The 26,491-nt window shown below is 60.0% G+C and carries 27 protein-coding genes and 1 pseudogene; 18 read left to right on the forward strand and 10 right to left on the reverse strand.

All coding sequences use genetic code 11. The features are described from left to right. Positions 1 to 89 precede the first annotated feature (89 nt). Positions 90 to 410 carry a DUF1294 domain-containing protein gene (locus FHP24_RS02370; protein WP_139672314.1) on the forward strand — a complete coding sequence of 107 codons (321 nt, stop codon included), beginning with the start codon at positions 90 to 92 and terminating at the stop codon, positions 408 to 410. Here the strand turns inward: FHP24_RS02370 and FHP24_RS02375 are convergent. Then, entirely contained in the window at positions 407 to 919 is a 513-nt protein-coding gene (locus FHP24_RS02375) for a GNAT family N-acetyltransferase (protein ID WP_139672319.1), read from the reverse strand. The genes FHP24_RS02370 and FHP24_RS02375 overlap by 4 nt on opposite strands. A 270-nt stretch (positions 920 to 1,189) precedes the next feature. Here FHP24_RS02375 and FHP24_RS02380 point away from each other — a divergent pair, with 270 nt between their 5' ends. Both FHP24_RS02380 and FHP24_RS02385 read left to right on the forward strand, forming a co-directional pair. Next, entirely contained in the window at positions 1,190 to 3,619 is a 2,430-nt protein-coding gene (locus FHP24_RS02380; RefSeq protein WP_139672322.1) for a membrane-bound PQQ-dependent dehydrogenase, glucose/quinate/shikimate family, read from the forward strand. Between the two features lie 288 nt (positions 3,620 to 3,907). Beyond that, positions 3,908 to 4,165 carry a YjhX family toxin gene (locus tag FHP24_RS02385; protein WP_139672325.1) on the forward strand — a complete coding sequence of 86 codons (258 nt, stop codon included), beginning with the start codon at positions 3,908 to 3,910 and terminating at the stop codon, positions 4,163 to 4,165. Between the two features lie 49 nt (positions 4,166 to 4,214). Here FHP24_RS02385 and FHP24_RS02390 read toward each other — a convergent pair whose 3' ends face one another. From FHP24_RS02390 to FHP24_RS02410, 5 genes are all read right to left on the reverse strand, one after another. Continuing rightward, positions 4,215 to 4,481: a hypothetical protein gene (locus tag FHP24_RS02390; protein ID WP_139672328.1), complete on the reverse strand. Its 267-nt coding sequence runs from the start codon at positions 4,479 to 4,481 to the stop codon at positions 4,215 to 4,217. Positions 4,482 to 4,508: 27 nt separating this feature from the next. Further along, the gene (locus tag FHP24_RS02395) at positions 4,509 to 4,973 is read right to left on the reverse strand and encodes a GNAT family N-acetyltransferase (RefSeq protein WP_139672331.1); all 465 of its coding nucleotides are present in this window, start codon (positions 4,971 to 4,973) and stop codon (positions 4,509 to 4,511) included. A gap of 20 nt (positions 4,974 to 4,993) precedes the next feature. Continuing rightward, positions 4,994 to 6,475, reverse strand: coding sequence for an Asp-tRNA(Asn)/Glu-tRNA(Gln) amidotransferase subunit GatA (gene gatA, locus FHP24_RS02400; protein WP_139672334.1), 1,482 nt, complete (start codon positions 6,473 to 6,475; stop codon positions 4,994 to 4,996). Positions 6,476 to 6,534: 59 nt separating this feature from the next. Further along, complete coding sequence (gene gatC / locus FHP24_RS02405) at positions 6,535 to 6,822, reverse strand: Asp-tRNA(Asn)/Glu-tRNA(Gln) amidotransferase subunit GatC (protein WP_139672337.1); 288 nt, start codon at positions 6,820 to 6,822, stop codon at positions 6,535 to 6,537. 151 nt (positions 6,823 to 6,973) lie between these two features. Beyond that, positions 6,974 to 7,684, reverse strand: a complete 711-nt coding sequence (locus FHP24_RS02410) for a metal-dependent hydrolase (RefSeq protein WP_139672340.1) — start codon at positions 7,682 to 7,684, stop codon at positions 6,974 to 6,976. A 464-nt stretch (positions 7,685 to 8,148) separates the two neighbouring features. Here FHP24_RS02410 and FHP24_RS02415 point away from each other — a divergent pair, with 464 nt between their 5' ends. Further along, complete coding sequence (locus FHP24_RS02415) at positions 8,149 to 8,454, forward strand: alkylphosphonate utilization protein (RefSeq protein WP_139672343.1); 306 nt, start codon at positions 8,149 to 8,151, stop codon at positions 8,452 to 8,454. A gap of 10 nt (positions 8,455 to 8,464) precedes the next feature. Next, on the forward strand, positions 8,465 to 8,959 hold the full coding sequence (gene ruvX, locus FHP24_RS02420) for a Holliday junction resolvase RuvX (protein ID WP_139672346.1): 495 nt from the start codon (positions 8,465 to 8,467) through the stop codon (positions 8,957 to 8,959). On the opposite strand, the gene FHP24_RS02425 is transcribed toward ruvX, so the two are convergent. The 3 genes from FHP24_RS02425 to FHP24_RS02435 all read right to left on the reverse strand — a co-directional run bounded on the left by FHP24_RS02425 (position 8,896) and on the right by FHP24_RS02435 (position 10,172). Beyond that, on the reverse strand, positions 8,896 to 9,228 hold the full coding sequence (locus FHP24_RS02425) for a DUF6105 family protein (protein WP_139672348.1): 333 nt from the start codon (positions 9,226 to 9,228) through the stop codon (positions 8,896 to 8,898). The genes ruvX and FHP24_RS02425 overlap by 64 nt on opposite strands. Beyond that, complete coding sequence (locus FHP24_RS02430) at positions 9,225 to 9,404, reverse strand: hypothetical protein (protein WP_139672351.1); 180 nt, start codon at positions 9,402 to 9,404, stop codon at positions 9,225 to 9,227. The genes FHP24_RS02425 and FHP24_RS02430 overlap by 4 nt, the downstream gene beginning before the upstream one ends. A 123-nt stretch (positions 9,405 to 9,527) precedes the next feature. After that, a complete protein-coding gene (locus tag FHP24_RS02435; protein WP_139672354.1) occupies positions 9,528 to 10,172 on the reverse strand; it encodes a TetR/AcrR family transcriptional regulator in 645 nt (214 codons plus the stop codon). Positions 10,173 to 10,344: 172 nt separating this feature from the next. On the opposite strand from FHP24_RS02435, the gene FHP24_RS02440 reads away from it, so the two are divergent. Then, complete coding sequence (locus FHP24_RS02440; protein WP_139672357.1) at positions 10,345 to 11,280, forward strand: AEC family transporter; 936 nt, start codon at positions 10,345 to 10,347, stop codon at positions 11,278 to 11,280. Here FHP24_RS02440 and FHP24_RS02445 read toward each other — a convergent pair. After that, the gene (locus FHP24_RS02445) at positions 11,262 to 12,914 is read right to left on the reverse strand and encodes an acyl-CoA dehydrogenase family protein (RefSeq protein WP_139672361.1); all 1,653 of its coding nucleotides are present in this window, start codon (positions 12,912 to 12,914) and stop codon (positions 11,262 to 11,264) included. The genes FHP24_RS02440 and FHP24_RS02445 overlap by 19 nt on opposite strands. A gap of 158 nt (positions 12,915 to 13,072) precedes the next feature. Here FHP24_RS02445 and FHP24_RS02450 point away from each other — a divergent pair, with 158 nt between their 5' ends. The 12 genes and pseudogenes from FHP24_RS02450 (at position 13,073) to rpmG (ending at position 25,734) form a co-directional block, all read left to right on the forward strand. Continuing rightward, positions 13,073 to 13,339: a ribbon-helix-helix domain-containing protein gene (locus tag FHP24_RS02450; protein ID WP_139672364.1), complete on the forward strand. Its 267-nt coding sequence runs from the start codon at positions 13,073 to 13,075 to the stop codon at positions 13,337 to 13,339. A 5-nt stretch (positions 13,340 to 13,344) separates the two neighbouring features. Beyond that, positions 13,345 to 13,659 carry a type II toxin-antitoxin system RelE/ParE family toxin gene (locus tag FHP24_RS02455; protein WP_139672367.1) on the forward strand — a complete coding sequence of 105 codons (315 nt, stop codon included), beginning with the start codon at positions 13,345 to 13,347 and terminating at the stop codon, positions 13,657 to 13,659. Between the two features lie 74 nt (positions 13,660 to 13,733). Next, on the forward strand, positions 13,734 to 14,672 hold the full coding sequence (locus tag FHP24_RS02460; protein ID WP_139672370.1) for an aspartate carbamoyltransferase catalytic subunit: 939 nt from the start codon (positions 13,734 to 13,736) through the stop codon (positions 14,670 to 14,672). Then, on the forward strand, positions 14,669 to 15,970 hold the full coding sequence (locus FHP24_RS02465) for a dihydroorotase (protein WP_139672372.1): 1,302 nt from the start codon (positions 14,669 to 14,671) through the stop codon (positions 15,968 to 15,970). Before FHP24_RS02460 ends, FHP24_RS02465 begins: the two co-directional genes overlap by 4 nt. After that, entirely contained in the window at positions 15,937 to 16,584 is a 648-nt protein-coding gene (plsY, locus tag FHP24_RS02470) for a glycerol-3-phosphate 1-O-acyltransferase PlsY (protein WP_139672375.1), read from the forward strand. Before FHP24_RS02465 ends, plsY begins: the two co-directional genes overlap by 34 nt. A gap of 21 nt (positions 16,585 to 16,605) precedes the next feature. Further along, positions 16,606 to 17,693 (forward strand): annotated as a pseudogene (locus FHP24_RS02475) (DNA-processing protein DprA). 419 nt (positions 17,694 to 18,112) lie between these two features. Beyond that, positions 18,113 to 20,797: a type I DNA topoisomerase gene (gene topA / locus FHP24_RS02485; RefSeq protein ID WP_139672381.1), complete on the forward strand. Its 2,685-nt coding sequence runs from the start codon at positions 18,113 to 18,115 to the stop codon at positions 20,795 to 20,797. Positions 20,798 to 20,865: 68 nt separating this feature from the next. Continuing rightward, positions 20,866 to 23,163, forward strand: coding sequence for a ribonuclease R (gene rnr / locus FHP24_RS02490; protein ID WP_139676082.1), 2,298 nt, complete (start codon positions 20,866 to 20,868; stop codon positions 23,161 to 23,163). Between the two features lies 1 nt (position 23,164). Next, positions 23,165 to 23,599, forward strand: a complete 435-nt coding sequence (locus tag FHP24_RS02495) for a DUF983 domain-containing protein (protein WP_139672384.1) — start codon at positions 23,165 to 23,167, stop codon at positions 23,597 to 23,599. Continuing rightward, positions 23,596 to 24,282 carry an NUDIX domain-containing protein gene (locus FHP24_RS02500; protein ID WP_139672387.1) on the forward strand — a complete coding sequence of 229 codons (687 nt, stop codon included), beginning with the start codon at positions 23,596 to 23,598 and terminating at the stop codon, positions 24,280 to 24,282. Before FHP24_RS02495 ends, FHP24_RS02500 begins: the two co-directional genes overlap by 4 nt. A 10-nt stretch (positions 24,283 to 24,292) precedes the next feature. Beyond that, complete coding sequence (locus FHP24_RS02505) at positions 24,293 to 25,477, forward strand: MFS transporter (protein ID WP_139672391.1); 1,185 nt, start codon at positions 24,293 to 24,295, stop codon at positions 25,475 to 25,477. An 89-nt stretch (positions 25,478 to 25,566) separates the two neighbouring features. Next, the gene (gene rpmG, locus FHP24_RS02510) at positions 25,567 to 25,734 is read left to right on the forward strand and encodes a 50S ribosomal protein L33 (protein ID WP_112457312.1); all 168 of its coding nucleotides are present in this window, start codon (positions 25,567 to 25,569) and stop codon (positions 25,732 to 25,734) included. Positions 25,735 to 26,491: the final 757 nt, after the last annotated feature.

Below are 26,491 nucleotides of genomic sequence, written 5' to 3' on the forward strand. Positions count from 1 at the left end.
GTGAGGTAGAACAAATGCCGTGGTGGCGCAAGACTTGTGGCCGCAAGCGTAACGGTTAGTCGGGCGGCCCGGGAGAGCAATTGAGTTTCATGAGGATCGAAACGGCCCTTGCGCTGGCGGCAATCGCCATCGTCTACAATCTCGTCGTGTTCGGGATTTATTGGCACGACAAGCAGGCGGCCCGCAACGGCGGCTGGCGGGTGAAGGAATCAACGCTGCTTCTGCTGGCCTTTGCAGGCGGCGGCCCCGGTGCGCTGGCGGCGCAAAGGCTGCTGCGTCACAAGACGCGCAAACCGCCGTTCAATCTGGCGCTGCCGCTCTTCTTCATCCTGCAGATGGGATGGCTCATCGTTGCGATCGTCGCACCGGAGGCCGTTACCGCTCTTCTTTCAAAGCTGGCCCGAGACTAGAATTCCTGACCATAACTTACCGTCGGCGGCACCTCAACGAACTGCTTCGACAATCCGACCGACTGGACGTCGCGATCGATCTTCGGCGAATAGGCAACAGACAGCCAATGGATGGCATAACCGTTTTTCTCGAAGAAGCCGATTGCCTCATTGTTCTGCGCGTGGGTTTCGATCCGCGCCTTCTCGAACCCCTGACGAACAATCTCGGCCTCCACCTCTTGCAGCAATGCCGTGCCCAAACCCTGCCCCTGATATTCGGGATCGATCCAGAAATCCGAAATCAGCTCATCGAGGTGTTCACGCGCTGCCCAGCCAACCACCGATCCGGTCTGTTCAACAACGGTGATAGTCAGCCAGGACGAACGGGTGAAATTGACGAAGGCGTCGCGTGCGCTGCCGCGCATGTCGGCCATCTCGCCGATTGCCTCCATCGCCTTTTCCCAGGCACGGAAACCGATTTCAGCGAGGATATCGACATCGTCTTCACGGGCATTCCGGGTCGTGGCCATGCTTTCCCCTAGTATGCCGACAGTAGAACATCGTGTCGGAAATTTGGCCAGAGGTCACCATCTCATTCTCCGCAGGCCGGCGGAATAATCCACTTTCAATTGCAGACCGGGGCCAAGCAATTGACAAAACGCATGCCAACACAACTTTAGAAACATTGCGTCCAAGAATGATGAGGCATACCTCATCCAGAGTAGGCCTGCGGCCTCGCGTCGCACCCGTTCTGGGTGATCAGACAACTCTTGAACTCAACAAAAAAGGAGCACATCGCAATGATGTCTCGTATCGGAGGGGTTATTACCGCTCTGCTCGGCCTCGCTATTCTCTGGTATGGAGCAAAGCTGGCCCTTGCAGGCGGTTCCCCATTCTATGTCCTTATGGGGCTTGGCCTCACCGTCGCCGGCGTGTTGCTTTTCATCCGGCGCCAGGCTGGTCTTTGGGTCTACGCACTGACCCTCGCCGTCACCTTCATCTGGACGCTCTACGAAGTCGGTTTCGACAAATGGCAGTGGATTCCGCGCGGTGCGCTGGTCGTCTTTCTCGGCCTCCTGCTCAGTCTGCCATTTGTCGTGAACGGCCTGACTGACCGTCCGAAGAAACGTTGGGCCGCAAGTCTGACCAATGGTGTACTTGCCCTGCGCGCCGTCGTGGCCACCATTGCAGTTCTCGGCGTGATTGCCTGGTTCTACGATCCGCTGTCGATCACCGGCACGCTGGCAAAGACCGCCTCGACGGAGGCCGCCACCGATCCAAGCGGCATCGCCTACCCTTCCGATGACTGGACAGCCTATGGCGGCACCAATCTCGGCCAGCGTTATTCGGCGCTGAAAGACGTCAATACGGGCACCATCAAGGGTCTCAAGGTTGCGTGGGAACACCATACGGGCGACCTTCGCAAGGCCGATCAGGACTCGTCAGAATACACGTTCGAGGCGACGCCGATCAAAGTGAACGGCGCCCTGTATTTCTGCACGCCGCACAATATCATCCAGTCGCTCGAGCCGGAAACCGGCAAGGTTCGCTGGTCCTTCGACCCGATGATGAAACGTGACCCGTTCTATCAGCACCAGACATGCCGCGGCGTATCCTGGAATGATTCGACGGCCTATGCCGTACCAGCCGACAGCACGCCGGAACAGCAGTCGACGACAGCGGCTGCAATTGCCGAATGCCCGCGCCGCATCCTTGCCTCTACCGTCGATGCCCGCCTGTTTGCGCTGAACGCCGATACCGGCGAGCTTTGCAAGAGCTTCGGCACAGACGGCTATGTCGACCTGATGGACGGCATGATCGACACCAACCGCGCCACATACCAGCAGACATCCGCACCGCTGGTGACCAAGGACCTGATCATCCTCGGCAGCGCGATCGCCGACAATTATTACGAAAACAACCCGTCGGGCGTCATTCGCGCCTACGACGTTCGCACCGGCAAGGTCGTCTGGAAGTTCGACGCCAGCAAGCCGAACGATACGGCACCGCTTGCGCCGGGCGAACATTACGAGCCGAATTCGGTCGTCGCCTGGACGCAGTTCGCCGCCGACGAAACACTCGGCCTCGCCTACATCCCGTTCGGCAACGCCGCACCGGACCAGGTCGGCATTTCGCGCACGCCCGAGCAGGAAGCCTTCGTCGATGCGCTCGCTGCCCTCGACCTGAAGACCGGCCAGTTGAAGTGGAAATTCCAGACCTCGCATCACGATCTCTGGGACCGCGACAACCCTTCGCAGCCGGTTCTGCTGAACCTGCCGAAGAACGGCGTCGATACGCCTGCCATCATCATCCCAACCAAGATCGGTAATCTGTGGGTTCTCGACCGCACCAACGGCCAGCCCATCCTGCCGATCAGCGACGTTCCGGTGAAGACCAATACCGACATTGCCGGCGAGAAGCTTTCGCCGACACAGCCGATGTCTTCGCTCAACTTCACGCCGGCGCCGCTGCGCGAAGCCGACATGTGGGGCGCGACACCGTTCGACCAGATGGCATGCCGCACCACCTACAACCAGTATCGTTACGACGGCAATCCTTGGACGCCGCCGACCACGACCGGCTCGCTCGTCTGGCCGGGCAATATCGGCGTGTTCAACTGGGGTTCGGTCGCGGTCGATCCGGTCAACAAGTGGCTGATCGGCACACCGCAATACCTCGCCTATCTCTACCAGCTTTTCCCGCGTCCGGCAGGCGACCTTAACAAGCGCGTTTTCGGCGGGGACAATTCGGGCGGCGAATCCAAGCCGGGCAACGAGAACCTCGGTGGTCCATACGCCGTGTCGATCAAGCATTTCCGCTCGGCGCTCAACGCACCGTGCAATGCTCCGGCATGGGGTGTTCGCGTCGGCGTTGACCTGACGACCGGCAAGACTGCCTGGAAGTACCGCAACGGAACCGTTGCCGGCCAGCAGTTTGCCGGCATCAAGTTCCCGATCCCGTTCGAAATGGGTATGCTCGCTCATGGCGGCACGCTGACGACCGCCGGCGGCGTTGCCTTCACGGCTGCAGCCCTCGACGACTCGATCCGCGGCTATGACATGCAGACCGGTGAAGTTCTGTGGAAAATGGCGCTTCCGGCCGGTGGCCAGGCAACGCCGATGACCTATCGCGGCAAGGACGGAAAACAGTATATCGTCGTCGCCGCCGGCGGCCACGGCTCGCTCGGCACGACGCCTGGCGATTCGGTGATCGCCTACACGCTCGACTGAGTATGTGAGGATTATTCAGAACCTGAACGCGCCGGGCGATCGGCGCGTTTTTTTTGCGCGCATTGCCAAAAGCCTGTGGTGGTTGAGACGCTTGACCGTGACCGGCAAGGCGTTTAACCGAAAGGAGCATTGATGGAGTTTTGATGTTCTCGTCCCAAGAGGCCCGCTAAGGGGCCGGTAGCCGTCAGGCAACTGGCCCAGACAAAAACGCAAACCCCGACACCCCATCCGGGTATCGGACACGTTTTTGTGCGCTTGCAACCAAGCGCCTCTCCGGACATCGAAACAATGGATATTTCCCGCGCCGAACAGCGCATTCTCCATCTGCTCGCTCAGGGCGGCAGGATCGAAATTAGCCGAGACGACGATCGCAAGATCGAAAAGCTGCAACTCTTCACCCGTGAAGGCTGGATCTACTCGGGCCTCGACCTCATCACGTTTCGCAAGCTGAAGCAGAAGAAGGCCATCAGATCGCAAGGCGGCAAACCCTACCGGATTACCGAACGGGGATTGGTGCTGGTGAGAGCCGAATTGAACAACCGCTAAACCGATCGGCGCCGCGCGTCATAACAGGCGCGCGGCGAAGCTTTGCGCCTCAAGCGGCTGAAAGTACGGACTTCATCGCGGTCCATTCCTCGCTGATCGATCCCATGCGTCGCCGGCCAGACCTGCGATACCAGTAATCGGCATTCCAGTCGTCGCCTTCGATGCGATGGCAGAGCGCGTGCCCCCAGTCGAATGCTTGTTCGCCCTCGTTTTTTTGGCAGAGATCGTGCACCTCTTCCCAGTCTGAGCCCATCGCAAAACCGTTGGCAGCAAGGCGGTCGAAAGCTGCAATCAGAGAAGCCAATTCGGGTTTCATTCTCACTCTCCTATGCCTTGCTCAGGTTCAGGTCAGGAACTGTTCCAGATGAACCTTTTCCAGGTCGATGCCCATGCTTTTGGAGTATTCGATGCCGCGCCAGACGATGACAAAGCCGCAGCGCTGATAAAGCCTGATCGCGCCGGCATTGCTTCTATGGGTATGGATGGTGGCCGTCAGATGCCCTTCCGCCTTGATGCGGGCGATCGCATCAAGGACCAGCGCCTTACCGATACCCCTGCCCTGATGGTCCGGCAGCACCCAGAGATCGGATATGTAATTCGGCACGCCATCGCGGGCGCACCAGCCGGCGATCTTGCCATCCAATTCGGCAAGCCAGACATCACCTTTGGTTTCGCCTGCAAAAATCTCGTAGGCCTTGCGGGTTCGCTCCAGCACATCGGCCGAAAGATCGACGCCCTTGAAGGTGTCGCTGGATTGCCAGGCGGCAAAACCGACTTCGCCGACCACATGGTGATCGGCGACAGTCATTTCTCTAATTTTCAGACCGCTTACCACCACTTGGCGGGGGTAAACTTTCCCGCGGCCTGTTCGATGACGTAAGCGGTGCGGAACAGCGTTTCTTCCTCGAAAGGCTTGCCGATCAGCTGCAGGCCGAGCGGCAGGCCCTTCTTGTCAAGGCCGGCGGGAACGGCGATACCGGGAAGGCCCGCCATGTTGACCGTTACGGTGAAGATGTCGTTCAGGTACATGGCGACCGGATCGGCGGCGAGGTTTTCATCGGCAATGCCGAAGGCAGACGACGGGGTGGCCGGCGTCAGGATCGCGTCGACACCAGCATGGAAGGCCAGTTCGAAGTCACGCTTGATCAGCGTGCGGACCTTCTGAGCCTGCAGGTAATAGGCGTCGTAATAACCGGCCGAAAGCACGTAGGTGCCGATCATGATGCGGCGCTTGACCTCGGTGCCGAAACCAGCGGCGCGGGTCTTTTCATACATGTCGGCAATGTCCTTGCCGTCGACGCGCAGGCCGTAACGAACGCCGTCATAACGGGCAAGGTTGGACGAGGCTTCGGCAGGCGCCACGATATAATAGGCCGGCAGGGCGTATTTCGTGTGCGGCAAAGTGATGTCGACGATTTCGGCACCGGCGTCCTTGAGGAAGGCGATGCCCTGTTGCCAGAGGGCTTCGATCTCTTCCGGCATGTTGTCGACGCGGTATTCCTTCGGAATGCCGATCTTCATGCCCTTGACCGACTGGCCGAGTGCCGCCTCGTAATCCGGGATCGGGAGATCGACCGAGGTCGTGTCCTTCTTGTCGACCGAGGCCATAGATTTGAGCATGATCGCGGCATCGCGCACGTCGCGGGCGATCGGACCGGCCTGATCGAGCGAGGATGCAAACGCAACCGTGCCCCAGCGCGAGCAGCGGCCATAGGTCGGCTTGATGCCGACGGTGCCGGTGAAGGCGGCGGGCTGGCGGATCGAGCCGCCGGTATCGGTGGCTGTCGCGCCGGCGCAGAGATGGGCGGCAACGGCTGCAGCAGAACCGCCGGACGAGCCGCCCGGAACCAGCTGCTGGTTGGAGCCTTCGGCCTTCCACGGGTTGATGACCGGGCCGTAGAACGAGGTCTCGTTGGACGAGCCCATAGCGAATTCGTCCATGTTCAGCTTGCCGAGCATGACGGCGCCATCGTCCCAAAGGTTCTGGGTGACGGTCGATTCGTATTTCGGCTTGAAGCCGTCGAGAATATGCGAGGCGGCCTGGGTGTGAACGCCTTCGGTGGCGAACAGGTCCTTGATGCCGAGCGGAATGCCCTCCAGCGCGCCGACCTTGCCGCTCGCGCGACGCTCGTCGGAAGCCTTGGCCATTTCCATCGCCTTTTCCGGCGTGGTGGTGATGTAGGCATTGAACGTGCCGTTGAAGGCGTCGATCGCATCGACATAGGCCTTGGTCAGCTCGACCGCGGTGATTTCCTTGGTGCCAAGCTTTTCGCGGGCTTCGGCAATGGTGAGGCTGGTGAGTTCGGTCATGGTCTCTTCAAAATGTTCGAATGCGTGGAGAGGGTCGGAAGCGCGTCTGACGAAGCGGCTTATTCGACGACCTTCGGCACCAGGAAGAAATTGCGGTCGGTGACGGGCGCATTGGCAACGATATCGTCAGCCTTGTCGCCATCGGTGACAGCGTCCTGACGCTTGCGCATATCCATCGGCGTTACCGAGGTCATCGGCTCGACGCCGGTTACATCCACTTCGGAAAGCTGTTCGACAAAATCGATGATGCCATTCAACTCACCGACCATACGATTGGCATCTTCTTCCGAGACCGCAATGCGGGCTAGGCGCGCGACGCGCTTGACGGTGGCGAGATCGACGGACATGGCACAACTCCGGGGCAATAAAAATCTACTTCGCTATAATGGCCATGTGTTGTGATCGCAACAACAAGCGCAACGGGAATAGCAACAATGCGCAACGATTTGGCCGCAGTTGGCGCGCCGCAGCCGCGACGCGCCAAAAGTGCTGAATGAATTAGTAGCTGAGCACCGTGCCAGGTGTCGGTGTTTCGATGCGGGTACGGCTGCCTTCCATGCCCTTGACGAACTTTTCAGGCGTCTGATCGATGATCGGGAAAGTGCCATAGTGGCAGGGAATGGCGTGCTTGAAATCGAAGAAACGCTGGCAGGCGAGAGCCGCCACCGCGCCACCCATGGTGAAACGGTCACCGATCGGCACGATGCCGAGATCCGGCTGGTGCAATTCGTTGATCAGGCCCATGTCGGTGAAGATGTCGGTGTCGCCCATATGCAGCACGGACAATTCGTCGTCGAAATGCAACATCAGGCCATTGGCCGAACCGAGCGAATGAGCAACGCCCATCTCATCCACCTGACCGGAGGAGTGCAGCGCCTGGGTGAAGGTGGCGGTAAAACCATCAAAGCCGACTGTGCCGCCGGTATTGCCCATTTCGATTTTCTCGACTCCCTTGGTGCCGAGCCAGGAGCCGAGATCGGCATTGCCAAGGACGACGGCGCCCTTTTCCTTGGCGATCGCAACCGTATCGCCGACATGGTCGGCATGGCCGTGGGTGAGAAGGATATGCGTCACGCCTTCGGTCACGTCCTTGATGTCAAGGCCGGCATCGGCAAAGGGCTGGTTGTAGCTCAGGAAAGGGTCGATCAGGATTTTTGCCTTGGCGGTCTCGATACGGAACGCGGCATGGCCGAGCCAGGTGATCTTCATGGGAGAGTGTCCTCCGATACAGTGGAATGAGGGGGAACAAACCAAATCGAAATTTGATAAAATGGAGAGGTCGAAGCGAATGTTTCGACGCGACGAAAGGAGGTGAGACGATTGAAAATCCGGGTTACGGTGATCGTTAGTTTGTTCGGTTGGCGCCTGACACTGACGATAAGCCGTTAACAGCACGGGGGTCGGGCGAAAGCCCGGCTCCCACCGGAGCGAAGGTCGTCTCACCTCCTGCCCGAATAATAGCACGGCACCCGGCGATTTCAAACTTCGCGATGGTTGTTTCGAGCGGCAATGATGAGCGTGCGGCGCAACCGGTACCGGATCATGTATATGCCGATGTCGTGCCGGCCGCGATTGCAAGCCAGTGGACCGTGGGATAAGCGACCTCCAGCCGTTGCCAGCTTTTGCGAGCAATATCGGCAGCGGAGCATTTTTCAGAACCTTAAGGAAAAGACATGGCAGGCAATGACGACGATTACATCTATGACGAGGCAACCGGCGAATGGCTTCCGGCATCGGAAGCCGCAGCAAAGGCAGCCGCGGCCTCGGCGGTGCATGACAGCGCCGGCAATGTGCTTGTCGATGGCGATTCAGTGACGCTGATCAAGGATCTGAAGGTCAAGGGCGCCGGCCAGACATTGAAACAGGGCACGGTTATCCGCTCCATCCGCCTGACGGACAATCCTGAAGAAATCGACTGCCGGCATGATACGATCAAGGGACTGGTGCTGCGCACCGAATTCGTCCGCAAGAAAAGCTAGGAAAAAACACATGGCAACGCTGACCATCGAGGAACTTGCCGAATACCTCGCGCCGAACCAGGCGATTGCGGGGCTCGATCTCGGCACCAAGACGATCGGCCTTGCCATGTCGGATCTCGGTCGCCGTTTCTCCTCACCGCGAACGGTGATCAAGCGGATTAAGTTTACCCAGGATGCGGTGATGCTGCTGGATTTCGCGCAGAAGGAAAGGGTCGCCGCCTTCGTTATCGGCCTGCCGATGAACATGGACGGCTCGGCCGGGCCACGCGTTCAGGCGACCCGCGCCTTCGTTCGCTCGATGTCGGAAAAGACCGCCCTGCCCTTCGTCTTCTGGGACGAGCGGCTATCGACGGTCGCTGCCGAACGGGCACTTCTGGAAATGGACGTATCGCGGGCAAAGCGGGCCGAACGGATCGATTCGGCAGCCGCCAGCTTCATTCTTCAAGGCGCTCTCGACAGGCTCTCGTCATTGCGCACGATAGCGGCGGCCCCTTTCGAAGACTGACGCTTGCGCCACCAGGCGGCGATTGCCTTGCGTTTCCGAAATGCGATGATCGCGAAAACGATCAGGCTGTCGAAGGCAATGGCGCGGGCGACGAGTGGCGGAATGGTTTCGGGTGCGATACCGAGAATGTTTCCATAGACCTCGAAGACGAGGTCATGGGTGTGCCGCGTCAGCATGAAGAAGCCAAAGCTCATGTCGTAATAGGACAGGCCGTACCAGCTGCCCAGCAGCGCCACAGGGCCTGCCCAGAGTACCAGGAACCACTTCATGCGGCCTTACCTTCAAGCTCTGCCAGATCCAGATCCGCCGAGACAACCCATCTCGACAGCGCCATGACACTCAGGACCAGCGCGGGAACCGCGATGTTCAACGCCAATGCTGCAAACGCCCCGGTCAGGACGATCAACAGAAGACGCTGTCTGATGAATGGTATCACATCCGGCATATGTCTTACGAAACTCGGTTAACAATACCTTAACCAACGTAGAGACACAGCAGTTCAGCGCAACGGAAACCCGTCGCTATGGTTAATATCGGTGGCTTGGCTGTGGAAAAAAGACGGCTGCGATCAGCCGTAGATGGCCCGAACAAGGCGGCGCACGGCGGCAGCAACCTTGTCCCAGTCCTTTTCGGTTTTCAGCGGAACGCCGGCGAACTGGCCGCTGACGGAAGCCGAAATGACCAGATGCTGGATGGATGCAAAAAGCAGCGCATTGGTGGTTGCGGTATCGACGCCTTTTGGCAGCGTCAGGGAGCCGCGCATCTTTTCGAGCCACTTGCTCAGCGCCTTCATGCGGGACTCGGAAAGGCGACGAACCTGCGGCGTATCCTGAGAAACCTCCCAGGCGACGATCTTGCAGACGAGCGGGTCGTCGCGAAGCGCTTCCATGAAATACATGGACAGCTTTTCCATCAGGTCGCCATAGGTCAGGATGAACATGCCGCCGGTATCCTGCGGGATCTTGTCGTTCACCCAGCTGCCGAGTTCCTCGCCGATCGCCTCGATCAGGCCATCGAGACCGCCGTAATAACGGTAGATCAGCTGCTTGTCGCAACCGGCACGGCGCGCCACGGCGTTGATCCCGAATCCCTGAAAACCATGTTCCGCCAGCAGGCTGCGGGCCGCCAGGAAGATTGCGCGTTCGGTGTTGGCGCGATTGCGCGGCCGCATCGCCTGGTTCTGTTGCGCGGTCATCTCGGGCATCTGCAGCATCGTCGGCCTATTTCTTAAGAAACTCTTGCAATGGCGATAATCCGCCGGCTGACGACCGGCAAGCGGGTTGCGACACCATGCACAGAATTGCGGGCATTGCGCTGTCGCCATTTACATGCAGAGTGCCGCGTGGGAGGGATAAACACACAATTAGATAAGCGCGCCTCGGCTCATGCTGACCATATTCGAAAGCATCCTCCCCGTTTTCCTGCTCGTCCTTCTCGGCATCGGCCTCAAGCGGACCACGGTCATCAACGGTAATTTCTGGGAAGGAATGGAGCAATGCAGCTATTATGTGCTGTTTCCCGCCCTCCTGTTCCAGACCATGGCGAAAGCCGACTTTTCGGATGCCAGCAGCATCCATGTCAGCCTGATCGCCATCCTGGCCTTTACGACGATGTCCGTCGTCGTGCTGGCATCATGGCCCGTTCTCAGGCGCGGGCGGATGACACCTTCCACCTTCACTTCGCTCTACCAGACATCGACACGCTGGAACGGCTTCATGGCGCTTGCGATCGCCGCAAAAACCTATGATGCGCACGGGCTCGTGGTGGTTGGAATGGTGATGGCGGCCGTCATCGTGCCGGTCAATGCCGGAAGCATTGCGGTGCTTGCCGTCTTCTCGGGCCAGAAACGCGATTATCGCGCCATTGCGATCAAGATCATCAGCAATCCGATGATCATCGCGACCTTCCTCGGCATCGGCATAAACCTGATTGGCCTGCCGCTCTATCGGCCGGTAATGGCAACCATCGACATGTTATCGCAGGCGTCTCTCAGCCTCGGCCTGATTACCGTCGGGGCTGGGCTCAAGGTCGCGGATGCGCTGAAGCCGAGCATCGGCGTTCTCTCGGCCGTCGTGATGAAGCTGGTGGTTTTTCCGGTTCTCGCCATCGCCGTCGGCATGGCCGTCGGCCTTACCGGCACCAATCTGGCACTGCTTGCGCTCAGCGCCGCGGTTCCCACGGCGATGAACGGTTACGTACTTGCCAAGCAGATGGGCGGCGATGCGGATTTTTACGCCGCCGCCGCCACGGTGCAGACGGCACTCGCCTTCTTCACCATTCCGGTTGCGATGTTCTTCGCGAATTACGCGGCCGGCGGATAAAGAAGGTCGACGATGTAGCTGGCATCGAAACGCGCATCGAGCATGCCGTAGGTCGATCGCCAGCCACCGGCCAGACGGGTTTCGAGAAATGCGTCGGCAATCTTGCCGGCTCCCAACCGCGCCAGTTCCGCGGCACCGGCTGCCAGAGCCAGTTGCTCGACGAGCAGACGGGCAGCACCTTCGTCGCGTTCGCAAAGCGCCATCGCGGCCCTCAGAACCTCAACGGTCTTCCTGCCTGACGCCCCGAGATCCCGTTCGAAACCGGACAAGACCAGTTCGAACAGATCACGGCCGCGCGACAGGACACGCAGGACATCGAGCGCCATGACGTTGCCCGAGCCCTCCCAGATCGCGTTAACCGGTGCCTCCCGGTAGTGACGCGCAATCGGCCGCTCTTCGACGTAACCGTTGCCGCCGAGGCATTCCATCGCCTCGTAGATCAGCGACGGCGCGATCTTGCAGTTGAAGTATTTGACCACCGGAGTCATGACACGCGCAAAGGCGGCATCGGCCGGATTGCTGGCGGCGCGGTCGAACGCGTCCGCCAAGCGGAAACCGAGCGCCGTCGCTGCAGCCACGTCCAGTGCCATATCGGCCAGAACGCGGGTCATCAGCGGCTGATCGACGAGTTTCTTGCCGAACACGTTGCGGCCGCGGGTAAAATGCACGGCTTCCGCCAGCGAAGCGCGCATGATGCCGGCAGAGGCGATTGCACAGTCGAGCCGCGTCAAGGTCACCATGTCGAGAATGGTGCGGATACCGGCACCCGGATCACCGAGCAGATAACCGAAGGCATCGGAGAACTCGACTTCGGCGGACGCATTCGAGCGGTTGCCGATCTTGTCCTTCAGCCGCTGGAACTGCAGGCCGTTTGCTGAACCGTCCTCCAGCAGCCGCGGAACGAGGAAGCAGCTGATATCTTCCTTCGTCTTCGCCAGCATGACGAAGCCGTCGCTCATCGGCGCCGACATGAACCATTTGTGGCCGTTGAGGCGATAGATACCCTCGCCTACGCGATCAGCCGTCGAGCGGTTGGCGCGAACATCGGTGCCACCCTGCTTTTCGGTCATGCCCATGCCGAGCGTCACCGCCGATTTCTGCATTGCCGGGCGATTGGTCGAATCGTATTTACGCGAAAGAATTTTTGGCGCCCATTCCTTCTGAACGCGTGGAGACGCCATCAGTGCGGCAACCGAAGCGCTCGTCATCGTCAGCGGGCACAGATGTCCGCTTTCAAGCTGGGCCGTCAGATAAAAACGTGTGGCGCGCGCCTTGTGCTCGCTGCCTTTTGCTTCCGGAATATTTTCCCATATCGAGGAATGCAGGCCGCTCTGCATCGAGCGGCGCATCAGCGCGTGCCACGCCGGATGAAATTCCGTCACATCCTGGCGCTCGCCACGCGGTCCATGGGTCTTTAGCTTCGGCGGGTTCTCATTCGCCATGCGCGCAAGCTCCTGCGCTTCAGGCGATGACACATAACGGCCAAGCTGGTCGTATTCTTCCCGGATCGTGCGATTGAGACCGCTCGTCAGATCAACCAGCAAGGGATCGGAGCGGTAGGCGTTGATGCCGGACCAGGGCGCGGGCTGGTTCAATTCGGCAAATTTTTCTTCGGCGCGGGTCAACTCGTTCATGATCCGCTTCTAGCGGAAGTTAACGGGAGTGGAAACGGCGCGACATGAGGAATTCCTTCGTTCTCAACAAAAGGTCGCAAGCCAGTTATCAGAGCGCAGGATTTGCGCGAATTGCATTCGCGGCGTAGACTTATACTGACCTCGAAGAAGATAAGACTATGGCCGTCCGAGAACTCAACATCACCCTGCCTGAAGCAATGGTTGACGCAATCGAAGATCGCGTGGAGGCTGGCCGCTATGGCTCGACGGATGAAGTCATGCTCGCCGCAATCGACGCGCTTCTACGTGAGGAAAACGAATACGGAGAACGGATAGAAAGCATCCGTCAACAGATTAGCAGATCTATCGATGACCCCAGCCCCAGCCTCAGCAGTACCGAGATGCGGGCGCATGTTGAACGGCTTTTTACGCGACATAGGGGTTGAATTTCATGATGCGCGCGCCGGTAACCTATAGGCCGAATGCGCGAAAAGCGATCGATGCCATTTTTCTCTACGTGCTGGAAGCAAGCCATAGTTTGCCGACCGCAGAGCGGTTCACGAATAGGATCCTGGATCGCTGCGAAAGCATTGGTGACGCACCCTTCGGCGGAGCGGCAAGGCCAGATCTTGGAGTTGGCATTCGTGCCGTTCCCTTCGAGGGCCGCGCGGTCATTCTCTACCGAGTAAAGGACGAGGCGAAAGAGATTTCCAACATCTTTTATCGCGGACGCGATTATCACGCGATCATGGCAAACAAGCCGTAGATAACGCCTGATCCCGCTTGCAGCCAGCCCCCCCAAACTTTATAGACCGCCGAACGCAAGCGGAGACACGCCTCATGGTCTTCTTCCCTCATCGCCACCTTCTCGGCATCAAGGGTCTTAAAGAACAGGACATCACCTATCTTCTCGACAAGGCCGACGAGGCCGTGAAGATTTCCCGGCAACGGGAGAAGAAGACGTCCACACTACGCGGCCTTACCCAGATCAACCTCTTTTTTGAAGCCTCGACGCGTACGCAGTCGTCGTTCGAACTTGCCGGAAAACGGCTCGGCGCGGACGTGATGAACATGTCGGTCGGCAATTCTTCGGTGAAGAAGGGCGAAACGCTGATCGATACGGCGATGACGCTGAACGCCATGCGACCGGACGTGCTGGTGCTTCGCCATTCATCCGCCGGCGCTGCCGCGCTTCTGGCGCAGAAGGTCGCCTGCTCGGTGGTCAATGCCGGTGACGGCCAGCACGAACATCCGACCCAGGCCCTGCTCGACGCGCTGACCATCCGCCGCGCCAAGGGGACGCTGACGGGCATTACTGTGGCGATCTGCGGCGATGTCCTGCACTCGCGCGTTGCCCGCTCGAACATCATTCTTCTCAATGCCATGGGTGCGCGTGTTCGCGTGGTTGCGCCTTCGACCCTTCTCCCCTCTGGCATTCGCGACATGAGCGTGGAAGTTTTCCACTCGATGGAAGAAGGCCTGAAAGACGCCGATGTCGTGATGATGCTGCGCCTGCAGCGCGAGCGCATGGCCGGCGCTTTCGTGCCGTCGGTGCGGGAATATTTCCACTTCTACGGGCTTGATGCGGAAAAACTGAAGGCGGCCAAGGAAGATGCGCTGGTCATGCATCCCGGCCCGATGAATCGCGGTGTCGAGATCTCCTCCGAGGTCGCCGACGGTCCGCAAAGCGTGATCGAACAACAGGTGGAAATGGGGGTCGCGGTGCGTATGGCCGTGATGGAGACGCTGCTGACCTCCAACCAGGGAGAGCGCGCATGAAATCCACCGTTCTCAGAAATGTCCGCATCCTCGATCCGTCGCGCAATCTCGACGAGACCGGTACGATCATCATTGGCGAAGACGGACATATCCTTGCCTGCGGCAAAGACGCCCTGAACCAAGGTGTACCGCATGGTGCGAGCGTCCGCGATTGCCAGGGCCTCGTTGCAACTCCCGGGCTGGTCGATGCCCGCGTTTATGTCGGGGAACCAGGTGCAGAGCATACGGAAACGATCGAGTCGGCGAGCCGCGCGGCGGCGGCCGGCGGTGTAACCTCCTTCATCATGATGCCCGAGACCGATCCGGTCATCGACGACATCGCGCTGGTTGAATTCGTCCACAAGACGGCCCGTGACAAGGCGATCGTCAACGTTCATGCCGCAGCCGCCCTAACCAGAGGGCTTGAAGGCCGCGAGATGACCGAGTTCGGTCTGTTGCAACAAGCGGGTGCCGTCGCCTTTACCAACGGCCGGCATGCGCTTTCCGATTCGCTGCTGCTGCGTCGCGTGATGACTTATGCACGCGAATTCGATGCCGTCATATCGCTCGAACTGCGCGAAAAATATCTCGGCAACGGCGTGATGAACGAAGGGCTGTTTGCCAGCTGGCTCGGCCTTTCCGGCGTGCCGAAGGAAGCCGAAATCATACCGCTGGAGCGTGATCTGAGGATCGCGGCCCTGACCAAGGCCAAATACCATGCGGCCAAGATTTCGGTGCCCGAATCGGTCGAGGCGATGAAGGTTGCCCGCAATCGGGGCGCCAACGCCACCTGCGGCATTTCGATCAATCACCTGTCGCTCAACGAAAACGACATCGGCGAATACCGCACCTTCTTCAAGCTTTCGCCGCCGCTTCGCTCCGAAGACGACCGGATCTCCATGGCCGATGCGCTGGCTGCGGGCGATATCGACATCATCGTCTCGTCGCACGATCCGCAGGATGTCGACACCAAGCGCCTGCCATTTGCCGATGCCGCCGATGGCGCAATCGGGCTTGAAACCATGCTGTCGGCCGCCCTTCGTCTGCATCACGACGGGCGCGTGCCGCTGATGCGGCTGATCGACGCGATGTCGACGCGCCCGGCGCAGATTTTTGGTCTCGATGCCGGCACGCTGAAAGTGGGCGCCAGGGCCGACATCACGCTGATCGATCTCGACGATCCGTGGATCGTCTCCAAGGATGCGATCATCTCGCGCTCGAAGAACACGCCGTTCGACGAAGCACGCTTCTCCGGCCGCGCGGTCGCCACCTATGTGGTGGGTAAATGCGTGCATGCGATCGGGAGGGACTGGGCGTGAGCGACCTTTTCAACTGGCAGATCACCCTGCCGATCGCAGCCGGTGCACTGATCCTGGGCTATCTGCTCGGCTCGATCCCCTTCGGCCTGCTTCTGACCCGCGCGGCGGGGCTTGGCGATATCCGGTCGATCGGGTCGGGCAATATCGGCGCGACCAATGTGCTGCGTACAGGCAACAAGAAACTCGCCGCTGCAACGCTGTTGCTCGATGCGCTGAAGGCCACGGTTGCGGCCCTTATCGGCTGGCACTTCTTCGGTTCCGAAGCAGGGCTTCTGGCGGGCTTTGCCGCTTTCCTCGGCCATCTTTATCCGGTCTGGCTCGGGTTCAAGGGCGGCAAGGGCGTTGCCACCTATATCGGCACGCTTCTCGGCACCGCCCCGTGGATGGTGCTCGTCTTCGCCGTGATCTGGCTGACGATCGCCAAGCTCAGCAAATATTCGTCGCTCGCCGCTCTGGTTGCAACCCTTGTCATTCCGGTTGTGCTATGGTTCATACAGGAGCCCAAGATTGCAATCGTGATGGCAATCATGACCGTAATTTCCTGGGTAAAGCACAAGACCAATATAGAGCGGTTGATCGCCGGCACCGAAAGCAAGATCGGCTCAAAGGGGTAATTCTCCCCAAAGAGGCCATCCATGCCCGACGGCAGCGCAAGACGATCTGGAATTGCGCTGACGGAAAAACAGCGGATCGCCTGGCTCAGGCTGATCCGCTCCGACAATGTCGGGCCGGCTACTTTCCGGCAACTCATCAATCACTGCGGCTCGGCGGAAAATGCCCTTGCCATGCTGCCGGAGCTTTCCCGCCGTGGCGGCGCCACGCGATCCCTGCGCATTGCCAGTCTCCAGGATGCAGAGCGGGAACTGGACGCCGCATACAACTATGGTGCGTCATTCGTCGGCATCGGCGAACCCGACTATCCCCCTGCACTTAGACATATAGACGGCGCGCCGCCGCTGGTGGCGATAAAGGGCAATCGCGCCAGCGCCACCCGTCCCTCCGTCGGTATCGTCGGCTTGCGCAATGCCTCCGTCGTCGGCGCCAAGTTCGCGGCGATGATTGCCCGGCGCTGCGGCCAGAACGGCTATGTCATCACCTCCGGCCTTGCACGCAGGCGAGCTGGGAAAACCCTACCGCGCCCGAAAATCTCGGACTGCTGGATGAGATTACAAATGGATCAGGCCTCGCCATCAGCGAGATGCCGTTCGGCTGGGAACCGATGGCGCGGGATTTCCCCCGCCGCAACCGTTTGATCGCCGGCATTTCGCTCGGCGTCGTCGTGGTCGAGGCGGCGGAGAAATCCGGCTCGCTGATCACCGCGCGGATGGCCGGCGATTTCGGCCGGTTCGTTTTCGCTGTTCCGGGCTCGCCGCTCGACCCACGTTGCCACGGAACAAACGCGCGGCTCAAACAGGGCGCGGTCGTGACCACCGGACCGGAGGACGTACTCGAAGCACTTGCGCTCTTATCGCAGCTCGACCTGTTCGAACCGCCGGTGGTGGAAGAACCGGACCAGCAGGCAGGCGCTATGCTGCCATCGGATGACGATGACCGCCATGCGATCATCTCTGCGTTCGGCCCGACCCCGGCAAAGATCGACGACATCATTGGCCATACGGGCCTCCCGGCCTCGTCCGTCTATCTGGTGCTGCACGAACTGGATCTCGCCGGACGGCTATACCGGCATCCCGGCGGGTTTGTTTTCATCTCGTTTGACGAATGACTGCGGTCGCCGGCCGGACTGGATGTCGCCCGCTTCAACATAGACCATCTCGATGCGGTAGCAGAGCATATCCGCTCCCTCGGCGAAGGCGACCTGCCGCAGCTCACCGAGCATCTGGTGTATATACGCCACCTTCTCAACGGAGTGCCCTCGCGGAGCCCATTCATAGGGACCGACATGCCCCACTCCATCAGCAATTTAAAAGTGAAATTATAATTACCAAGCATAACGTGGTGGACTTTGTCGGGGACATTTATGATTGCAGGTCGGATTAAAGCAGCCAGAGATTGCGCCCTTTGAAATGTGCTAATTTCACTTAAGCCCTTGACCGCGGCCCGAACGCCCTCCATGTCGGGAAGTCAAAGTTCCGCCTGGACCGCCATGAGTTCCGGGCATTGCTCTACTGCAGAGAAAACCAGATGAATGTTGTTGTTGTAGAATCTCCGTCCAAAGCCAAGACGATCAATAAGTATCTGGGCTCGGGCTACAAGGTTCTCGCATCCTTCGGTCACGTCCGCGACCTGCCCGCCAAAGACGGGTCCGTGCTTCCCGACCAGGACTTCGAAATGACATGGGAGGTCGATAGCGCCTCCCAGAAGCGGATGAAAGATATCGCCGATGCCGTGAAGAGCTCGGACAGCGTCTTTCTCGCGACCGACCCTGATCGCGAAGGGGAAGCGATTTCCTGGCACGTGCTGGATCTGTTGAAAAAGAAGCGAGTGATCGGCGACAAGCCGGTCAAGCGCGTCGTCTTCAATGCGATCACCAAGAAGGCCGTCCTCGACGCGATGGCCAATCCGCGCGATATCGATGTGCCGCTGGTCGATGCCTATCTGGCTCGCCGTGCGCTCGATTACCTCGTCGGCTTCAACCTGTCTCCCGTTCTGTGGCGCAAGCTTCCCGGCGCCCGTTCGGCCGGCCGTGTCCAGTCCGTGGCGCTTCGTCTTGTCTGCGACCGTGAAAACGAGATCGAACGTTTCGTTTCCGAAGAATACTGGAACCTTTCGGCGCTGCTGAAGACGCCCCGTGGTGACGAATTCGAGGCAAAGCTTGTGCAGGCCGACGGCAAACGCCTCGCTCCGCGCGGGATCAAGACCGGCGACGATGCCAACAGGTTGAAGGCGCTGCTGGATGGCGCCGCCTACACGGTGGAAAGCGTCGAGGCGAAGCCCGTCAAGCGCAATCCCGGCCCTCCGTTCACCACTTCGACGCTGCAGCAGGCGGCGTCGTCCAACCTCGGCTTCAACGCCTCGCGCACCATGCAGGTGGCGCAGAAGCTTTACGAGGGGTTTGACATCGACGGCGAGACCGTTGGTCTCATTACCTATATGCGTACCGACGGCGTGCAGATGGCGCCGGAAGCGATCGATGCAGCGCGCAGCGCCATCGTTTCGCAGTTCGGCGAACGCTACCTGCCGGAAAAGGCCCGTTTCTATTCCACCAAGGCGAAAAACGCCCAGGAAGCCCACGAAGCAATCCGCCCGACCGACTTCAACCGCACGCCGGACAAGGTGCGCAAGTTCCTCGATTCCGATCAGGCCCGTCTTTACGAGCTGGTCTGGAAGCGCGGCATCGCCAGCCAGATGGCTTCAGCCGAAATGGAACGCACGACGGTCGAGATCCTTGCTGCCAATGGCGCAGACAAGGCAGGCCTGAGAGCCGTCGGCTCTGTGGTCCGTTTCGAAGGTTTTCTTGGCGCCTATGTCGATAGCCGCGAAGATGCGGAAAAGTCCGAGGATGACGACGAAGACGGTCGCCTGCCGGAAATCAATGCGCGTGAAAAGCTCGACAGACAAAAGGTGAATGCCAGCCAGCATTTCACCGAGCCGCCACCGCGTTATTCGGAAGCCTCGCTGATCAAGAAGATGGAAGAGCTCGGCATCGGCCGTCCGTCCACCTATGCCGCGACGCTGAAGACACTTTCGGACCGCGAATACGTGGTCACCGAAAAGCGCAAGCTGATCCCGCATTCCAAGGGCCGCCTCGTCACAGCCTTCCTCGAAAGCTTCTTCACCAAATATGTGGAATATGATTTCACTGCCGATCTGGAAGAGAAGCTCGACAAGATCTCGGCCGGCGAACTCGACTGGAAACAGGTCCTGCGCGAATTCTGGCAGGACTTTTTCGCCCAGATCGAAGACACCAAGGAACTGCGCGTCACCAACGTGCTGGATGCCCTCAACGAAGCGCTCGCACCGCTCGTCTTCCCGAAGCGTGAAGACGGCTCTGATCCGCGCATCTGCCAGGTCTGCGGCACCGGCAACCTGTCGCTGAAGCTCGGTAAATACGGCGCCTTCGTCGGCTGCTCGAATTATCCAGAGTGCAACTTCACTCGTCAGCTTTCCTCGGAAGGCGGCGCGGAAGCGGATGCATCCGGCCTCAACGAGCCGAAGGCACTCGGCGACGATCCGCATACCGGCGAACCGCTGACCCTGCGGTCGGGCCGTTTCGGGCCTTACGTCCAGCGTGGCGACGGCAAGGAAGCCAAGCGCTCCTCGCTGCCGAAGGGCTGGAAGCCGGAAGACATCGACCACGAAAAGGCGCTGGCGCTGATCAGCCTGCCGCGAGACGTGGGCCAGCATCCGGAATCGGGCAAGATGATCTCGGCCGGTCTCGGCCGTTACGGGCCTTTCCTGCTGCATGATGGCGGTTACGCCAATCTCGAAAGCATCGAGGACGTGTTCTCGATCGGCCTCAACCGTGCCGTTACGGTCATCGCCGAAAAGGTCGCAAAGGGTCCGGGCGGTCGTGGCCGCGGCACGCCTGCTGCGCTCAAGGAACTCGGCGACCATCCGGATGGCGGCACGATTACCGTACGTGACGGCAAATACGGGCCTTACGTCAACTGGGGCAAGGTCAATGCGACCCTACCGAAGGGCATGGATCCGCAGTCGGTGACGATCGAACAGGCCATGGCGCTGATCATCGAAAAGGGCGGCAAGGCTTCCACCGGCAAAGCCAAGGCAAAGCCGAAGAAGGCTGCCGCCAAGGCGGATGGCGAGACCAAGGCATCCGCACCGAAAAAAGCGGCTGCAAAGAAGGCCCCCGCCAAGAAAGCACCGGCCAAGAAGGCTGCAACGAAGACAAAGAAGACGGATACGTGAGCGAAGAGCAGGACGACGACAACAGATCGCACCGCCAGCGGAAACGCGCCGAGCGCGCCGAACGGGGCATGGCCTCCGGCGCGACGGCCAAGCCCGTGATTATCCAGGGTGCCATCCCGCCGCGCGAGGTCCTGCTCGAATTCATTTCCGACAACCCCGACAAGGCCTCCAAGCGCGAGATCGCCAAGGCTTTCGGGTTGAAGGGCGAGGAGCGGGTCGAGCTGAAGGATCTGCTTCGCCAGCTCGAAGACGAAGGCCTGCTGACCAAGAACCGCAAGTCGCTGGCGCGTCCCGGCGCCCTGCCGCCGGTGACCGTTCTCGACATCACCACCCGCGACAAGGATGGTGAGCTGATCGGCCGTCCAGCGGAATGGCCGGAGGATCTGGGTGCGGCACCGGCCGTGCTGATCCGTCAGTCGAGCGAGCAGCGTGGCAAGGGAAAGGCTCCGTCCGCCGGCCTCAACGACCGCATTCTGGCAAAAATCTTCCCGAACAAGGACCGCTCGGGTCCTGCCTATACGGCGCGCGTCATCAAGGTAATCGACAAACGTCGAGGCGCTACGCTCGGCGTCGTGCACAAGCTCGCCGATGGCGAGATCCGCCTTCTGCCGACCGACCGGCGCGGCGAGGAAATGGTGATCGAGCCCGATGGTCTCGGCGACGCCAAGGACGGCGATCTGGTCGAGAGCGAAACCGTCCGGACCGGGCGTTTTGGTCTGCCGCGCGCCCGGGTTCTTTCGATCGTCGGTTCCGTCGCCTCCGAAAAGGCGATCTCGATGATCGCCATCTATTCCCATGGCATACCGCACATTTTCCCGAAGCAGGTGATGGACGAAGCGGAAGAAGCCAAGCCCGCTTCCATGTCGAAGCGCGAAGACTGGCGTGACGTGCCGCTCGTCACGATCGACCCGGCCGATGCCAAGGACCATGACGACGCCGTCTATGCCGAACCGGACACCTCGCCCGACAATCCGGGTGGCGTGATCGTTACGGTGGCGATCGCCGATGTCTCCTGGTACGTCCGCACCGGTGCACCGCTCGATCGCGAGGCCTTGAAGCGCGGCAACTCCGTCTATTTCCCCGACCGCGTCGTACCTATGTTGCCGGAGCGGATTTCCAACGACCTCTGCTCGCTGCGCGAGGGCGAAGACCGCCCAGCGCTGGCCGTACGGATGACCTTCTCCAAGGAAGGCCGCAAGGCCGGCCATACGTTCCATCGCATCATGATGAAGAGCGCTGCCAAGCTGTCCTACCAGCAGGCGCAGGCGGCAATCGATGGCCATCCCGACGACAAGTCCGGACCGCTGCTCGAACCGATCCTAAAGCCGCTCTGGGACGCCTACCGGATCATGAAGATCGGCCGCGACCGTCGCCAGCCGCTCGAACTCGACATGCCCGAGCGCAAGATCCTGCTCAAGCCCGACGGCACCGTCGACCGGGTCTTCGTGCCGGACCGGCTCGACGCCCACAAGCTCATCGAAGAGATGATGATCCAGGCCAATGTCTGCGCCGCCGAGACGCTGGAGAAAAAGAAGCAGGCGCTGATCTACCGCGCCCATGACGGCCCGTCGCTGGCCAAACAGGAGACGCTGCGCGAGTTTCTCAGCACGCTTGGCATTTCCATGGCCAAGGGCGGCCAGATGCGCTCCAACTCGTTCAACGGCATCCTGTCGCAGGCACACGGCACGCCACATCAGATCATGGTCAACGAGATGGTGCTGCGCTCCCAGAGCCAGGCTGTCTACAGCCCCGACAATATCGGGCATTTCGGCCTCAACCTGATGAAATACGCGCATTTCACCTCGCCGATCCGCCGTTATGCCGACCTTATCGTGCATCGCGCGCTGGTCGGGTCGCTGGGGCTTGGTGAAGGCGGTATCACGCGTGAGGAAGAAGCACAGCTCGAGGATATCGCCGCCGAGATCTCGACCTTCGAACGCCGGGCAATGGCGGCCGAGCGTGATACGGTCAACCGGCTCGTCGCCCATCACCTGGCGACCCGCATCGGCGAGGATTTCGAAGGCCGGATCTCTGGCGTCACCAAGGCGGGCCTGTTCGTCGCGCTGCCGACCTATGGCGCAGATGGTTTCGTGCCCGTTTCGACGATCGGCAACGATTACTATTTCTATGACGAATCGCATCAGGCTCTGACCGGCGAGCGGTCCGGGCTTGGCTATCAGCTCGGCGATACGGTCGAGGTCAGGCTGAAGGCGGCCATTCCGCTTGCCGGTGCGCTGCAGTTCGAAATGCTGAGCGAAGGAAAGAAATTGCCGACGGGAACCCGGTCCTTCCACAAGTCTGGCCGGCGGCCGGGCGGCGGTCCCAAAAAGCCTGGCACCCGCCCTCCCCGTGGACGCAGGAGATGAGATGAACGAGCGCGCCGGATCGACCGTGAAATATGGCGGCGAGGGCGCGCCCGACCGTCCTTTGGGCCGCTCCATCAGACGCGGGCTTTCCTGCCGCTGCCCCAATTGCGGCGATGGACGGCTGTTCCGGGCCTTTCTCAAGCCCGTCGATCATTGCGCCGTCTGCGGTGAAGATTTTACCCCCCAGCGGGCCGACGACCTGCCGGCCTATCTCGTCATCGTCGTTGTCGGTCATGTGCTGATGACCGGTTATCTGCTGACCGACATGTTCTGGCGCGTTTCGCCATGGATACACATGGCGATCTGGATCCCTCTTGCCATTATCGCCGCGATTGCAACGATCCAGCCGATCAAGGGCGGCGTAATCGGGCTGCAATGGGCCTACAGGATGCACGGCTTCAGCCGGGATCCCGACCGCGGCGGTCCTGCCGGATGATCCCTTTGGTCGGGGAAACGCAAGATTCAGGAGAACAGGGGGCTGTCGCGTACCGCGTGCGCACACAGGATGCCGCCAGCCTCATCCTTATCGACCGCTCTCGCGGTAACGGGCCATATATCCTGATGGGCCGACGCGCCAGCGGTCACGTCTTCATGCCGGGCGTCTACGTCTTTCCAGGCGGCCGCCGCGACCCGAGCGACCATTGCCTGCCCTATGCCCGCGATCTCGACCCACAGGTCCTCGAAAAGCTGATGACGGGCGTTCCCCGACGCATGGGTCCGGCGCGCGCCAGAGCGCTGGCGCTTGCCGCATTGCGGGAATTGCGGGAGGAGACAGGCATTCGTCCGGCCGGCGCCAATGGCCCGGATCTGAGCATGTTACGTTATGTCGCGAGAGCGATTACGCCGCCGGGAAACGTGCGCCGCTACGATACGCGCTTCTTTCTGGGCTTTTGCGAAGAGACTGTCTTCGACATGTCGCATTTCGGCGATACGGACGAGCTTGAGGACTTGCAATGGCTTGACATTGCAGCGGTTTCCAGTCTGAAACTCGCGCGGATCACACAGACGGTGCTGGAGGACGTCAAGGACCTGATGAAGCGCGCGCCGTCTGTACCTTTCGGAAACCCCGTTCCCTTTTATTCGATGCGTCGCGGACGCTTCGTCGAGAGCCGACTGTAAGGAAGAGTGAATGCCGCAGCCTGCGACTGACGAAAACGGGCATGTCGAGAAGATTCATTGGCCATCGCTTGTTGCTGCCATCGCCGCCATCAGTGCGGTCGGCGTGGCGATCGGCCTTGGGCTCCCGCTTCTCAGCATCATCCTTGAAAAGCGCGGCATTCCATCGACCCTGATCGGCCTCAATGCCGCCATGGCCGGTATCGCCTCGATGCTCGCGGCGCCCGTGACGACGAAGCTTGCGCATAAATTCGGCGTCGCCCAGACGATGATGTTTGCGGTGGTCGTCGCGGCGATCAGCGCCATCGGCTTTTATTACGCAAAATCCTTCTGGATGTGGTTTCCGCTGCGCTTCACTTTTCACGGCGCGACCACGACGCTGTTCATTCTGTCGGAATTCTGGATCAACGAGGCGGCCCCTCCCCGGCGCCGCGGCCTCGTGCTCGGCATCTACGCGACCGTGCTTGCGGTCGGCTTTGCGCTTGGCCCGCTTCTGTTTTCGGCGCTTGGCAGCGACGGCATCCTTCCCTTCCTGGTCGGCGCCATCGTCATCCTGCTCGCGCTCATCCCGATCTTCATTGCGCGCAATGAAAGCCCGGTACTGGACAGCAAGCCGGACAGGCATTTCTTCCACTACATCTTCCTCGTGCCGACAGCCACGGCTGCAGTCTTTGCCTTCGGCGCGGTCTCGGCGGGCGGCCTTTCCCTGTTCCCGATCTACGCGCTGCGCGAGCAACTGGCCGAGAGCCAGGCTGCGGTGCTGCTGACCATCATGGGTATCGGCAACATGGCCTTCCAGATCCCGCTTGGCCTCTATTCCGACCGACTGACCGACCGCCGCCCGCTTCTTGCAGGGATGGCCGTTCTTGGTGTGATTGGTTCACTCGCACTGCCATTTCTCATCCACAACTGGATCCTGATGGCGGTGGTGCTGTTCTTCTGGGGCGGCTGCGTGTCGGGGCTCTACACGGTCGGCCTCGCACATCTGGGTGCGCGACTCAGCGGAGCGGACCTCGCCGCCGCCAATGCCGCCTTCATATTCTGTTATGCGGTCGGTACCGTGGTCGGTCCGCAGAGCATCGGCGCAGCCATGGATGTCGTCGGAAACAGCGGTTATGCCTGGGCTTTGGCCTCATTCTTCGGCTTTTACGTACTGATTGCCCTAGGCCGCACGCTTTTCCGACCAAAACGGAGTTGACTTTTGGCGCGCGATTTGTAAGTTCGCGCCAGATTTAGCCGGGGCGCAGACCGCGCCCATGGCTTCCTATTTTCTAGAGGCAGAACACCATGGCGAAAGCTACGACCATCAAGATCAAGCTGCTGTCGACGGCTGACACCGGTTTCTTCTACGTCACGACCAAGAACAGCCGTACGTTCACGGACAAGATGACCAAGACCAAGTACGACCCGGTTGCCAAGAAGCACGTTGAATTCAAGGAAACCAAGATCAAGTAAGACTTGATCGCGGGTTTGATAAAAAGGCGCCGACCGCAAGGTCAGGCGCCTTTTCTTTTGTCTGCCTGTTCCTGCCCGCCATCCAGCCTGATGCTGAAACGAAAAACGCCGCATCCCCATCAAGGGAGCGGCGTTTTCAATTTGGGGGTCGACCAGCTTGCAATAACGGCACGAGGAACCGCATTAATTTGCCTGCCGGTCGACCGACCCCACGACCCAGGAGATGCGGCGGACCTGAACATCATGGGGTATAGCAGTGCCATAAGTGGCACATGTTGTTGTTAGGCTCAAAATTGCGCAAAGCAAAAAGAAAATCAATAGATTCTTAACCGGCCGGCAAAAATGGCTTCGTTGTTGGTTAAAATTTGCGCCCTTTGGCGACACACCCCCTAACATTTATCAATATCGATCAAGTAAAACCGACTTGAAATCCCGCCTCACTTCTTGGCAGCTACAACCGCCACGAAATTAATGCCGCAATAAAATGACAATCCGGCACTTATGGGCATGGCATTGCAACCGGTTAATCTCCGTTATCCTTGGCAGTCACCACCCGACCTGCAACGATTGACAATCTGGCAGCAGAAAAAAGCCTGTGGCAATTTGCTTCGGGATATTCCCGCCAAGCACTTCTCGCCGCCACAAAACTGTGACTATCCCCGCCGTGGCAAAGAGATGGTCCGGGAAAAGCCGTCAAACGGCATCAAGTGCTTTGGAAAAAATGGCCGACACAGCCGGCTCAGGATCTCAGTCGCCA

The sequence above is a fragment of the Aliirhizobium smilacinae genome (assembly GCF_006335145.1).
In the GTDB taxonomy this organism is placed as follows: Bacteria; Pseudomonadota; Alphaproteobacteria; order Rhizobiales; family Rhizobiaceae; genus Neorhizobium; species Neorhizobium smilacinae.

Bases quoted from the DNA above. Each gene is read 5' to 3' on its own strand.
- FHP24_RS02370 (WP_139672314.1), top strand. From the start codon at position 90: ATGAGGATCGAAACGGCCCTTGCGCTGGCGGCAATCGCCATCGTCTAC.
- FHP24_RS02375 (WP_139672319.1), bottom strand. From the start codon at position 919: ATGGCCACGACCCGGAATGCCCGTGAAGACGATGTCGATATCCTCGCT.
- FHP24_RS02380 (WP_139672322.1), top strand. From the start codon at position 1,190: ATGATGTCTCGTATCGGAGGGGTTATTACCGCTCTGCTCGGCCTCGCT.
- FHP24_RS02385 (WP_139672325.1), top strand. From the start codon at position 3,908: ATGGATATTTCCCGCGCCGAACAGCGCATTCTCCATCTGCTCGCTCAG.
- FHP24_RS02390 (WP_139672328.1), bottom strand. From the start codon at position 4,481: ATGAAACCCGAATTGGCTTCTCTGATTGCAGCTTTCGACCGCCTTGCT.
- FHP24_RS02395 (WP_139672331.1), bottom strand. From the start codon at position 4,973: ATGACTGTCGCCGATCACCATGTGGTCGGCGAAGTCGGTTTTGCCGCC.
- gatA (WP_139672334.1), bottom strand. From the start codon at position 6,475: ATGACCGAACTCACCAGCCTCACCATTGCCGAAGCCCGCGAAAAGCTT.
- gatC (WP_139672337.1), bottom strand. From the start codon at position 6,822: ATGTCCGTCGATCTCGCCACCGTCAAGCGCGTCGCGCGCCTAGCCCGC.
- FHP24_RS02410 (WP_139672340.1), bottom strand. From the start codon at position 7,684: ATGAAGATCACCTGGCTCGGCCATGCCGCGTTCCGTATCGAGACCGCC.
- FHP24_RS02415 (WP_139672343.1), top strand. From the start codon at position 8,149: ATGGCAGGCAATGACGACGATTACATCTATGACGAGGCAACCGGCGAA.
- ruvX (WP_139672346.1), top strand. From the start codon at position 8,465: ATGGCAACGCTGACCATCGAGGAACTTGCCGAATACCTCGCGCCGAAC.
- FHP24_RS02425 (WP_139672348.1), bottom strand. From the start codon at position 9,228: ATGAAGTGGTTCCTGGTACTCTGGGCAGGCCCTGTGGCGCTGCTGGGC.
- FHP24_RS02430 (WP_139672351.1), bottom strand. From the start codon at position 9,404: ATGCCGGATGTGATACCATTCATCAGACAGCGTCTTCTGTTGATCGTC.
- FHP24_RS02435 (WP_139672354.1), bottom strand. From the start codon at position 10,172: ATGCTGCAGATGCCCGAGATGACCGCGCAACAGAACCAGGCGATGCGG.
- FHP24_RS02440 (WP_139672357.1), top strand. From the start codon at position 10,345: ATGCTGACCATATTCGAAAGCATCCTCCCCGTTTTCCTGCTCGTCCTT.
- FHP24_RS02445 (WP_139672361.1), bottom strand. From the start codon at position 12,914: ATGAACGAGTTGACCCGCGCCGAAGAAAAATTTGCCGAATTGAACCAG.
- FHP24_RS02450 (WP_139672364.1), top strand. From the start codon at position 13,073: ATGGCCGTCCGAGAACTCAACATCACCCTGCCTGAAGCAATGGTTGAC.
- FHP24_RS02455 (WP_139672367.1), top strand. From the start codon at position 13,345: ATGATGCGCGCGCCGGTAACCTATAGGCCGAATGCGCGAAAAGCGATC.
- FHP24_RS02460 (WP_139672370.1), top strand. From the start codon at position 13,734: ATGGTCTTCTTCCCTCATCGCCACCTTCTCGGCATCAAGGGTCTTAAA.
- FHP24_RS02465 (WP_139672372.1), top strand. From the start codon at position 14,669: ATGAAATCCACCGTTCTCAGAAATGTCCGCATCCTCGATCCGTCGCGC.
- plsY (WP_139672375.1), top strand. From the start codon at position 15,937: ATGCGTGCATGCGATCGGGAGGGACTGGGCGTGAGCGACCTTTTCAAC.
- topA (WP_139672381.1), top strand. From the start codon at position 18,113: ATGAATGTTGTTGTTGTAGAATCTCCGTCCAAAGCCAAGACGATCAAT.
- rnr (WP_139676082.1), top strand. From the start codon at position 20,866: ATGGCCTCCGGCGCGACGGCCAAGCCCGTGATTATCCAGGGTGCCATC.
- FHP24_RS02495 (WP_139672384.1), top strand. From the start codon at position 23,165: ATGAACGAGCGCGCCGGATCGACCGTGAAATATGGCGGCGAGGGCGCG.
- FHP24_RS02500 (WP_139672387.1), top strand. From the start codon at position 23,596: ATGATCCCTTTGGTCGGGGAAACGCAAGATTCAGGAGAACAGGGGGCT.
- FHP24_RS02505 (WP_139672391.1), top strand. From the start codon at position 24,293: ATGCCGCAGCCTGCGACTGACGAAAACGGGCATGTCGAGAAGATTCAT.
- rpmG (WP_112457312.1), top strand. From the start codon at position 25,567: ATGGCGAAAGCTACGACCATCAAGATCAAGCTGCTGTCGACGGCTGAC.